The 12464-nt window shown below is 41.7% G+C and carries 8 protein-coding genes and 1 pseudogene; all 9 read right to left on the minus strand.

Annotated elements, in window-relative coordinates; translation table 11 throughout:
* Positions 1-74: pseudogene (locus UC75_RS21875) on the minus strand (DNA transfer protein p32); the annotation flags it as partial.
* Between the two features lie 181 nt (positions 75-255).
* Positions 256-4449, minus strand: coding sequence for a DNA-directed RNA polymerase subunit beta' (gene rpoC, locus UC75_RS14595; protein ID WP_013199106.1), 4194 nt, complete (start codon positions 4447-4449; stop codon positions 256-258).
* Positions 4450-4535: 86 nt separating this feature from the next.
* Entirely contained in the window at positions 4536-8624 is a 4089-nt protein-coding gene (rpoB, locus tag UC75_RS14600) for a DNA-directed RNA polymerase subunit beta (RefSeq protein WP_005301734.1), read from the minus strand.
* A 305-nt stretch (positions 8625-8929) separates the two neighbouring features.
* Positions 8930-9295, minus strand: a complete 366-nt coding sequence (gene rplL / locus UC75_RS14605; RefSeq protein WP_005037257.1) for a 50S ribosomal protein L7/L12 — start codon at positions 9293-9295, stop codon at positions 8930-8932.
* Between the two features lie 48 nt (positions 9296-9343).
* Positions 9344-9850 (minus strand): 50S ribosomal protein L10, encoded by a 507-nt coding sequence (gene rplJ / locus UC75_RS14610; RefSeq protein WP_004699170.1) that lies wholly within the window; start codon positions 9848-9850, stop codon positions 9344-9346.
* Between the two features lie 313 nt (positions 9851-10163).
* Positions 10164-10859 (minus strand): 50S ribosomal protein L1, encoded by a 696-nt coding sequence (gene rplA, locus UC75_RS14615; protein WP_005301727.1) that lies wholly within the window; start codon positions 10857-10859, stop codon positions 10164-10166.
* Positions 10860-10862: 3 nt separating this feature from the next.
* On the minus strand, positions 10863-11291 hold the full coding sequence (rplK, locus tag UC75_RS14620) for a 50S ribosomal protein L11 (RefSeq protein ID WP_001074682.1): 429 nt from the start codon (positions 11289-11291) through the stop codon (positions 10863-10865).
* A gap of 109 nt (positions 11292-11400) precedes the next feature.
* Positions 11401-11934, minus strand: coding sequence for a transcription termination/antitermination protein NusG (nusG, locus tag UC75_RS14625; protein WP_003654499.1), 534 nt, complete (start codon positions 11932-11934; stop codon positions 11401-11403).
* Positions 11935-11941: 7 nt separating this feature from the next.
* A complete protein-coding gene (gene secE / locus UC75_RS14630; RefSeq protein WP_004795106.1) occupies positions 11942-12382 on the minus strand; it encodes a preprotein translocase subunit SecE in 441 nt (146 codons plus the stop codon).
* Between the last annotated feature and the right edge of the window lie 82 nt (positions 12383-12464).

Here is a 12464-nt window from a genome sequence, read left to right on the forward strand (position 1 = left end):
CTCGCATTCTGGCAACCAACAAACAAAGTTGTTGACATCAGGCCGACACTCACAATCATCATCATTTTTTTCATTAGATTTACTCCAGTCTTCATAAGCATGTAGCCTAATCTGTTTTTGTGGAGCGTTTATCCCGCTTAAGTAATAAAATAATGGCTCTTTAATATGTTTATGTAATTACCACTTTTAATTGTTATAAATAAATATAAATAAAAAAAGGCACCCTGAGGTGCCTTTTTTAGTGCCAGTCTAAACTTAGAATTGTTCTGAGTTTAATGCTTGGCTAAATGCTTGGTCTACTTCGCTGAAGTCATTGTGAAGCTCATGTTCAGCAGCTTCTGCTTCTTGACGACGACGTTCTAAGTGGTATGCAAGACCAGTACCAGCTGGAATCAAGCGACCCACAACAACGTTTTCTTTCAAGCCACGTAAATCATCTTCTTTACCTGTTACAGCAGCTTCAGTTAACACACGAGTTGTTTCCTGGAACGATGCAGCAGAGATGAACGAGTCTGTAGAAAGCGATGCTTTCGTAATACCCATCAATTGACGTTCAAACTTCGCAGGGAACTTGTTCTGAGCCAAGACAGCTTGGTTCTCTTGAACAACGCGGATGTAATCCACTTGCTCGCCTTTGATGAAGCTAGTATCGCCACCATCAGTGATATCAACTTTACGCAACATTTGACGTACGATAACTTCAATATGTTTGTCGTTGATTTTTACACCTTGGAGACGGTATACGTCTTGAACTTCGTTCACGATGTAGTTAGTTAATGCAACTTCACCTTTCAAACGTAAGATGTCGTGCGGGTTTTGTGGACCATCAGAAACTGTTTCACCACGGTTCACATGCTCGCCTTCGAACACGTTGATTTGACGCCATTTTGGAATCAATTCTTCGTAAATCTCAGAACCATCATCTGGGGTAATTACTAAACGGTTTTTACCCTTAGTTTCTTTACCGAAGCTTACAACACCTGAAACTTCAGCAAGAATTGCATGTTCTTTCGGTTTACGTGCTTCGAATAAGTCAGCTACACGCGGAAGACCACCGGTAATATCACGAGTACGTGATGTTTCTTGTGGTACACGACCAATTACGTCACCGACACCAATCGTTTCGCCATCGCGAACAGTTACGATTGTGTTTTGTGGCAAGAAATAGAACTGTTCGCCGCCATCTGTTGTATCCAACACGATTGCAGGACGTAAATCTTTACCAGAAGCAGGACGAGCTGTTACAGGCAAGATTTCAACAGTAGTCATACCAGTTGCATCATCAGTTTTAGATGTTGCAGTTACACCATCAGCGATTTGACTGAAACGCGCTTTACCAGCAACTTCTGTTACTAATGGATGTGTATGCGGATCCCAAGTCGCTACGATGCCGCCAGCTTCTACAGCTTCACCATCTTTCAACAAGATGCTTGCACCGTAAGGAAGTTTATAACGCTCGCGCTCACGACCTAAGTCATCGGCAATACCAATTTCACCTGAACGTGAAACTGAAACCAAGTGGCCTTTTGCATGTTGTACAGTTTTCACGTTATGGAAACGTACAGTACCTTTGTTACGTACTTGAACACTGTTTGCAGCAGAAGTTCGGCTCGCAGCACCACCAACGTGGAACGTACGCATCGTTAACTGTGTACCTGGTTCACCAATAGATTGTGCTGCCATTACACCAACTGATTCACCTGGGTTAACCAAGTGACCACGTGCAAGGTCACGGCCATAACATCTAGCACATACACCAAAAGCAGATTCACAAGCAATTACTGAACGTACTTTGACTTCATCCACACCCGCTTCTTCAAGATGAGCTGCGATTTTTTCGTCAATTAACGTACCACGAGGTAATACAACTTCATCATCAGATGCACGACGTACGTCTTCAGCAGTTACACGACCTAATACGCGGTCACGTAATGGCTCAATGACATCACCACCTTGAATGAATGGAGTCATCACCAAACCACCAGCTGTACCACAGTCAGGTTCGGTAATTACCAAATCTTGCGCTACGTCTACAAGACGACGAGTCAAGTAACCAGAGTTCGCAGTTTTCAATGCTGTATCGGCCAAACCTTTACGCGCACCGTGTGTTGAAATAAAGTACTGAAGTACTGTTAAACCTTCACGGAAGTTCGCTTTAATCGGTGTTTCGATAATCGAACCATCCGGTTTTGCCATCAAGCCACGCATACCAGCAAGCTGACGAATCTGCGCCGCACTACCACGGGCACCAGAGTCAGACATCATATAGATGCTGTTGAATGATTTTTGTTTCTCGTCTTCACCTTGTTTGTTTTTCACAAGTGTATAAGACAAGTTATCCATCATCGCTTTAGCAACTTGGTCGTTTGTACGCGCCCAGATATCGACAACTTTGTTATAACGCTCACCAGCAGTTACGAAACCTTGTTCGAACTGTTGTTCGATTTCACGAACTTCTGTTTCTGCTTTATCAATAATTGTGTGCTTAGTAGGTGGAATTAACATGTCTTCCATACCTACAGATACACCTGAACGAGTCGCTTGACGGAAGCCCAAGTACATTAATTGGTCAGCAAAGATAACAGTATCTTTCAAACCAAGTTTACGGTAGCAAGAGTTGATTAACTTCGAGATATTCTTTTTAGTCATCTCAAGGTTGATCATGTCAAAGCTTAAGCCTTGTGGAACAACTTCCCAAAGCAAACAACGACCTGGTGTCGTATCAACAATAATAGTTCCGTGTTCACGTTCACCATTTTCATTGATAACAGTTTGATGCACACGTACTTTAACACGAGCATGGATCGCAACCTGACCAGTTGCAAGTGCACGGTTTACTTCGTGAGTATCAGCAAACACCATGCCTTCGCCTTTAGCATTTACTGCATCACGCGTGATGTAGTAAAGACCCAAGACAACGTCCTGAGAAGGAACGATGATCGGCTCACCATTCGCTGGTGACAAGATGTTGTTTGTTGACATCATCAATGCACGAGCTTCTAACTGTGCTTCAAGTGTTAATGGAACGTGTACCGCCATTTGGTCACCATCGAAGTCGGCGTTAAACGCAGCACAAACGAGTGGGTGAAGACGGATTGCCTTACCTTCAATAAGAATAGGTTCAAATGCTTGAAGACCTAAACGGTGAAGTGTTGGCGCACGGTTCAACATTACTGGATGTTGACGAATTACAGAAGCAAGAACGTCCCAAACCTCTGGAGTCTCGCGCTCAACCATTTTCTTCGCAGCTTTAATGGTTGTTGCTTGACCTGAAGCTTGTAGTTTCGCAAAAATAAATGGCTTGAATAATTCAAGTGCCATTTTCTTCGGAAGACCACATTGGTGAAGACGTAAAGTAGGACCTACAGTAATTACCGAACGACCAGAATAGTCAACACGCTTACCAAGTAAGTTCTGACGGAAACGACCTTGTTTACCTTTGATCATATCTGCCAAAGATTTTAATGGACGTTTGTTAGAACCGGTAATTGCACGACCACGACGACCGTTATCAAGTAATGCATCTACAGACTCTTGTAACATACGTTTTTCGTTACGTACAATAATGTCTGGTGCTGCAAGATCAAGAAGACGCTTCAAACGGTTGTTACGGTTAATGACACGACGATATAAATCGTTCAAGTCAGAAGTCGCGAAACGACCACCTTCAAGTGGAACTAATGGACGTAAATCAGGTGGAAGTACAGGAAGTACATTCATCACCATCCATTCTGGCTTGTTGTTTGAATCGTTGAATGCTTCCATCAATTTCAAGCGTTTAGACGCTTTTTTCAACTTCGTTTCAGAAGTTGTTTGAGGAATTTCTTCACGTAAACGTGCGATTTCAGCTTCAAGATCGATGTCTTTTAATAAGTCCTGAATCGCTTCTGCACCCATTTTCGCAGTGAATTCATCACCGTGCTCTTCAAGTGCATTGAAGTATTCTTCGTCTGTTAAAAGTTGATACTTTTCAAACGGAGTCATACCAGGATCAGTTACAACGTATGATTCGAAATACAATACGCGTTCGATATCACGAAGCGTCATATCAAGTAATAAACCGATACGAGATGGTAACGATTTTAAGAACCAGATATGTGCAACTGGAGAAGCGAGTTCAATGTGACCCATACGTTCACGACGAACTTTCGCTGTAGTTACTTCAACGCCACATTTTTCACAAATGACGCCTTTGTATTTCATACGCTTGTATTTACCACACAAGCATTCGTAATCTTTTACTGGACCAAAAATTTTGGCACAGAACAAACCGTCACGTTCTGGTTTAAAAGTACGGTAGTTAATTGTCTCAGGTTTTTTAACTTCACCATGAGACCATGACTTAATCATTTCTGGTGACGCAAGACCAATACGGATACGGTCAAACTCAATTGGTGCATGACCATCTGAGTCCGTTTTCTTACGCATGATATCGAGCAAGTCTTTCAATTTTTTTCTCCGTGTGTCGGGAAGCAACGCTTACCCGACTGGGTCACAAATATTGTTTTTTCCTAAAAAATCGTGAGTCTTACGACTTAGTCACCATTTTTCAGTTCAATGTTGATACCTAAAGAACGGATCTCTTTGGTCAATACGTTGAACGATTCAGGCATACCCGGATCCATATAATGGTTACCATCTACAATATTCTTATAGATGCGTGTACGACCTTCAACGTCATCCGACTTAACAGTTAACATCTCTTGAAGAGTATATGCTGCGCCGTAAGCTTCGAGTGCCCAGACCTCCATCTCACCGAAACGCTGACCACCGAACTGTGCTTTACCACCAAGCGGTTGTTGTGTAACAAGTGAGTAAGAACCAGTTGAACGCGCATGCATTTTGTCATCAACCAAGTGGTTCAATTTGAGCATGTACATGTAACCTACAGTTACAGGACGATCAAACTGTTCACCCGTACGACCATCAAACAATACTGTTTGACCAGTACGTGAAATGTCAGCTAATTCAAGTAAGTCTTTAATTTGGCTTTCTTCAGCACCGTCAAATACAGGAGTAGCTAAAGGCACACCAGCACGTAAGTTGCCAGAAAGAGCTAAAACTTCAGCATCAGTTAAGCTATCAAGATCTTCTTGCTCGCCACCGACTTTGTTATAAATCTTGTCTAAGAATTCGCGAAGTTCTAAAACTGTACGCTGTTCTTTCAACATTTTTTCGATTTTATCGCCAAGCCCTTTAGCCGCCATACCCAAGTGAGTCTCAAGAATCTGACCCACGTTCATACGAGATGGTACACCCAATGGGTTCAATACGATATCTACTGGTACACCGTTCGCATCGTGTGGCATGTCTTCAACAGGTAAAATGTTAGATACAACACCTTTGTTACCGTGACGACCAGCCATTTTATCACCAGGCTGAATGCGACGTTTAACTGCTAGGTAAACTTTAACAACTTTCAGAACGCCTGTTGTTAACTCATCACCAGTCGAAAGCTTACGTTTCTTCTCTGCAAACTTCTCATCAATTTCTGCGCTCTTCTCTTTCAAGAACACTTGAATTTGAGATAAACGTTCAGCAATTGCTTCGTCTGTAGGTTGGATTTCAAGTAAGTCAACAAGCTCTAAACCAGACAACATATCTTCAACAAGTTTGTCGCCACGTTTAGTCGAACCACCACCGTTAGATTCTTGGCCTTTAAGCAAACGAATTACACGCTCACGAGCTGCTTCTTCAAAGATCTTGTATTCTTCTTTCAAGTCTTTACGGTAAGAGTCAAGCTGTGCTTTTTCAATTGCTAACGCACGATCATCTTTCTCTAAGCCATCACGAGTGAAGACTTGAACATCGATAACTGTACCTTTAGTACCAGATGGAACACGTAAAGATGAGTCTTTAACGTCAGCTGCTTTCTCACCGAAGATTGCACGAAGCAATTTTTCTTCAGGAGTTAACTGAGTTTCACCTTTAGGCGTTACTTTACCAACAAGGATGTCACCAGCAGTAACTTCAGCACCGATATAAACGATACCTGATTCATCAAGTTTAGAAAGTGCAGCTTCACCTACGTTAGGAATATCGGCAGTAATTTCTTCTGCACCTAACTTAGTATCACGTGCTACACATGATAATTCTTGAATATGAATAGAAGTTAAACGGTCTTCTTGAAGTACACGCTCAGATAACAAGATCGAGTCTTCGTAGTTGTAACCATTCCACGTCATGAACGCTACACGCATGTTTTGACCAAGCGCAAGCTCACCCATATCTGTTGACGGACCGTCTGCCAAAATGTCACCGCGAGCAACTTTGTCGCCCAAATTCACGATAATATTTTGGTTAATACAAGTGTTTTGGTTAGAACGTGTATATTTAATGAGGTTGTAAATATCTACACCAGCCTCACCTGCAATCATTTCATCTTCGTTTACACGAATAACGATACGAGAAGCATCTACATATTCAATCGCACCACCACGGTTTGCGATCACACATACACCAGAGTCACGTGCTACGTTCGCTTCCATACCTGTACCTACAAGCGGTTTATCCGCACGTAGAGTAGGAACCGCCTGACGTTGCATGTTTGAACCCATTAATGCACGGTTCGCGTCATCGTGTTCAAGGAATGGAATAAGCGATGCAGCTACAGATACAACCTGCTGTGCAGATACATCCATATGCGTCACTTTTTCAGGTGGAATACGTACGAATTCACCTTGATGACGAACAGAAACAAACTCTTCTGTTAAGTTACCATCTTTATCTACAGCAGAATCGGCCTGTGCAATAACAGTACCTACTTCTTCAATAGCAGAAAGGTATTCAACAGCATCAGTTACTCGGCCATCTACCACTTTACGGTAAGGTGTTTCCAAGAAACCAAAATCATTTGCTTTTGCATAAACAGAAAGCGAGTTGATCAAACCAATGTTTGGACCTTCAGGCGTTTCAATTGGACATACACGACCATAGTGAGTTTGATGTACGTCACGTACTTCAAAGCCCGCACGTTCACGCGTTAAACCACCAGGTCCAAGCGCTGAAACACGACGTTTATGTGTAATTTCAGATAATGGGTTGTTTTGATCCATAAACTGAGACAATTGACTTGAACCAAAGAATTCTTTGATTGCAGCTGCAACTGGTTTTGCGTTAATGAGATCTTGCGGAGACAAATTATCTGTTTCTGCTTGGCTTAAACGCTCTTTAACAGCACGTTCAACACGAACTAAACCAACACGGAATTGGTTTTCAGTCATTTCACCAACAGAACGTACACGACGGTTACCTAAGTGATCGATATCGTCGACTTCACCTTTACCGTTACGGATTTCAACTAATGTACGTAATACATCGATGATATCTTCGTGCGATAAAATACCTTCTACTTCACGTGACTTCTGGTCAGTACCAACTTCGTATGGGCGACCCAAACGACGGTTGAACTTCATACGACCTACTGGAGATAAGTCATAACGTTCAGAAGAGAAGAATAAGTTATTAAATAAGTTTTCAGCAGCTTCTTTTGTTGGTGGCTCGCCTGGACGCATTACTTTATAGATTTCAACTAATGCTTCTTCACGACCAGATGTTGTGTCAGCACGTAATGAGTCAGCAACAAATGAACCACGGTCAATATCGTTCGTAAACAAGATATTGAATTGTTTAACGCCGCCTTCTGCTAGTTTCACCATAACTTCATGGCTTAACAATGTATTTGCAGCAATCACATCACCATTACGTAAAGTAATGTCTTCAGCAGTGATACGCTCATACAAGTACTCATCAGGAACTGATAGCTTAGCTAAACCAGAAGCTTCCATTTGACGTACGTGACGTGCATTAATACGTTTACCTTGTTCAACAATGATTTTACCGTCATTGTCAGCAATATCAAATTGCGCCATTTCGCCACGCAGACGATCTGGAACGAGGTCAATTTGATAGCTACCCATATCAAGATATACAGGCACTTTCTCATAGAACAAATTCAAGATTTGTTCATTGTTATAACCTAATGCACGCAACACAACAGTTGCTAATAATTTACGACGACGGTCAATACGTACGTAAACTAAATCTTTAGCATCAAATTCGAAATCTAACCATGAACCACGGTAAGGAATAATACGTGCAGAATAAAGTACTTTACCACTTGAATGTGTTTTGCCTTTATCGTGATCGAAGAACACACCAGGTGAACGATGTAATTGAGATACAATTACACGCTCAGTACCATTGATAACAAAGGTACCGTTATCTGTCATGAGTGGCATTTCACCCATGTAGACTTCTTGTTCACGTACGTCTTTAATAGATTTAGTTTCGCGATCTTTAATAATCAAACGAATTTTTACGCGCATTGGTGCCGCATAAGTCGAACCACGTAAAATACATTCACGCACATCAAACTCAGGCTTACCAAGGCTATACTCAACAAATTCTAAAGCAGCATTGCCAGAATAACTTTCTATAGGAAAAACTGAACGAAATGCGGCTTGGAGACCGATATCTTCGCGGTTTTTTGGAGATTTGCCACCTTGCAAGAACGTTCTATACGAATCGACCTGAATCGAAAGTAAGTACGGTGCTTCCATTACTTGGGGCAATTTACCAAAATTCTTACGGATCCGTTTCTTTTCGGTATATGAGTATGCCATCTGGAGTCCTCGGAAAGTAAACCAAGCCCGCCTGCAGAACGGGCTCAGAAGGAATTACACAGGCCGATATGGCCACCACTGTTTACAAATGCTGCAATTTTTAGTGGTATTAAAACGCTTAACAATATTTTTTAAAAAGAAAAATATTGGTAAGCATTTGAAATTACTTTGATTCTTCTGAAATATAACAGTTATTGTACAGAACAAACAAAAATCGAGCCGATTATTGTAACGCAAAAAGGCTGATGACCCAAGAGCCATCAGCCATTTTATGGAGCCGATTTAAAAACCGACTCCTTTTACAATTACTTAAGTGTAACTGTAGCACCAGCTTCTTCAAGTTTCTTCTTAAGTTCTTCGCCTTCTTCTTTAGAAACGCCTTCTTTAAGAACTTGTGGAGCACCTTCAACTAGGTCTTTAGCTTCTTTAAGACCAAGGCCAGTTGCTTCACGAACTGCTTTAATTACAGCTACTTTGTTAGCACCAAAAGAAGTCAACTCAACGTTGAATTCAGATTGTTCTTCAGCAGCAGCAGCAGCAGGAGCAGCAGCTACAGCTACAGCAGCAGCAGATACGTTGAATTTTTCTTCAAAAGCAGAAATAAGTTCAACAAGTTCAAGAACAGTTTTTTCAGCAACTGCGTTTAGGATTTCTTCGTTTGTTAAAGCCATGAGATTAACTCCAAATGGGTATTGAATGGTGTGGAAGTAGATTTAAGCTTAAGCAGCTTCTGACTCGTTTTTCTCTTGAAGCGCTGTAAGTAAGCGACCCAATTTCGAAATAGGAGCTTGAAGAACAGATGCGAGCATAGTAAGCGCTTTTTCTTGGTTTGGAAGGTTTGCGATAACGCTAACATCAGCACCTTGATAAAGTTTGCCGTCAAATGCAGCAGCTTTTAATTCAAATGCTTTGTTAGTTTTAGCAAATTCTTCAAACAAGCGTGCAGCTGCACCCATATCGTCTTCAGAAGTTGAGAATGCTAAGATTGTTGGGCCAACAAGGTTGTCATTCAAGATTGCAAATTGCGTATCTTGAAGAGCACGTTTAGCCAAAGTGTTACGTACAACGCGTGTAGCAACACCTAGTTTACGAGCTTCAACACGAAGAGTAGTTAATTGCTCAACGGTTAAACCTTGATAGTCAGCAACAACGGCAGCGAACGCTGTAGAAGCAGTTTGAGCCACTTCAGCAACGATCTGTTTTTTGCTTTCAATAAGAAGAGCCATTGTAAAACCTCCTAACGGTGATTTATGTACTCAAAAAAGTACACTCCCAATTCGCAAGTCAATAAGGATTTGACTTGCACGCGGAGGAGGAATAAATCACACCACCGCGTCTACGCAGGCTGGGCTATTAAGAAGATATTCAAAAGAAGTCTCTTCGCCTGTGGTCTTTGACGCTGATAAATTTACATTTATCAATTCAAAGTCCGCCTGATGAGTGAGGAAACAAAGCAATACTTTGAATGGGTATAAAAACCTATGATTTTTATACCCTGCCCTCAATCAGGACTTTAAAATTCTTGACCAAGTTTTAAACTTAGTTAGAAACGTTGCTTACATCAACAGTAAGACCAGGACCCATAGTTGAGCTCAAAGTGATCTTTTTGATGTATACACCTTTAGAAGTTGCAGGTTTTAACTTTTTCAAGTCAGCAACTAAGGTTTCAACGTTTTGACGGATAGCAGCAGCTTCAAAGCCTAATTGACCGATCGCAGCATGGATAATACCCGCTTTGTCTACACGGTAACGAGCCTGACCAGATTTAGCGTTTTTAACAGCATTCGCTACGTCAGGAGTTACAGTACCAACTTTAGGGTTTGGCATTAAACCACGTGGACCAAGAATTGTACCGAGCTTACCAACAACACGCATAGCGTCAGGAGCAGCGATTACAACATCAAAGTCAAGGTTTCCACCTTGGATGCTTTCAGCAAGGTCATCAAAACCTACAACATCAGCACCAGCTTCTTTAGCAGCTTCTGCTTGCGCGCCTTGAGCAAATACAGCTACACGTACAGTTTTACCAGTACCAGCAGGTAATGTAGTCGCACCACGAACAACCTGATCAGATTTACGTGGGTCTACACCAAGATTTACAGCTACATCCAAAGATTCTTTGAATTTCGCAGCAGGTAGGCTGTTAAGAACTTGCACTGCTTCTTCCAAAGTGTAAACTTTGTTTGCTTCAACAGCAGCAGCAATGGCTTTTTGACGTTTAGTTAACTTTGCCATGTCTTATAGCTCCACTTCCAAGCCCATAGAACGCGCAGAACCAGCAATGGTACGTACACGTGCGTCTAAATCAGCACCAGTTAAATCTGGTTCTTTAGTAGTCGCAATTTCTTCTAACTGAGCACGAGTCAACTTACCAACTTTAGTTTTGTTTGGTACAGATGAACCCTTTTGGATACCAGCAGCTTTCTTAAGAAGAATAGAAGCTGGAGGAGTTTTCATGATGAATGTGAACGACTTGTCGTTGTACACAGTAATCACTACAGGAATTGGAAGACCTGGTTCAACTTTTTGTGTAGCAGCATTGAATTCCTTACAGAATGCCATGATGTTTACACCACGTTGACCTAATGCAGGACCAATTGGTGGAGATGGATTTGCTTTACCAGCTGGAACTTGCAGCTTGATATAGCCGTCAATCTTCTTAGCCATTTTAAAATACCTCTGGGTACGAACGCCGCTAGGCTCCCCAATCTTTACGCAACACTACTGTTACAACAACAATGCCCGATAAAATCGGGCGCTTTTCAACCAATTAAGATTAAATCGTTTTTTCGACTTGGCGAAATTCGAGTTCAACCTGAGTTGGTCGATTAAATACATTAATCGTCAACGTTAAACGTGACTTTTCGTATTGAACTTCTTCCACCACACCTTTAAAGTCTGTGAATGGACCGTCAATAACAAGTAATTCTTCACCAGGTTCAAACATCGTCTTAGGACGTGGTGCTTCACCTGTATTACGTACACGCGCAAGAATCGCATCTGCTTCGCGCTGAGTGATTGGTGCTGGTTTTTCAGGTGTACCACCAATGAAACCTAGAACCTTTGGACATTCTTTAACGATATGCCAAGTATCATCATTCATTTCCATTTCGACTAATACATAGCCAGGAAAGAATTTACGCTCAGATTTACGTTTCTTACCATCCTTCATTTCTACCACTTCTTCGGTAGGAACAAGGACATCACCAAAGCTATCAGCAACAGCGCTACGCTGGATTCGTTCTGTAAGCGAACGCAACACTTGTTTTTCATAGCCAGAGTAGGCATGAATAATGTACCAACGTTTCATAGCTCTTTTACCCGATAATCAACTTAATTAACCAACCCAAACCATAGTCAAAGCACCATAAAACCAATGATGCAACAACTACAACCAATAGAACCTGCCACGATGTAGTGACTGTTTCTTGTTTTGTTGGCCAAGTTACTCGACGCAATTCGACTCGTGCATCTTTTAGCAAACGAACGAAGCCTTTACCTTGATGGGTGGCGTATAATAAACCTAAAGCCACAACGATACAAGCAAAAATTGCCCCAACGCGCACCCAAATATTATTTGCAGGTGCCCAATACGCTGGTAAATACTGATTCACCATAGTAGCTAAAAGCAAGAATGCAATTGCAATCACCCATAGAACAATATCTAGAGGCGAACCAGAACGAACAACTTCAGCAGAATTATTTCTTTGAGGAATTGGCGCGTCGCTCAATGCGTCACGCGATTTATCATTCGACATTTTTGTACTCGTCGTAGAACTCGCGACTTATTATATGAACAACTAAGCCAGCATCAAGCTTTTTATTTCAAAATATGGCAGG

Origin of the sequence: Acinetobacter sp. V2 (genome assembly GCF_001188385.1) — a bacterium.
Classification (GTDB): domain Bacteria; phylum Pseudomonadota; class Gammaproteobacteria; order Pseudomonadales; family Moraxellaceae; genus Acinetobacter; species Acinetobacter oleivorans.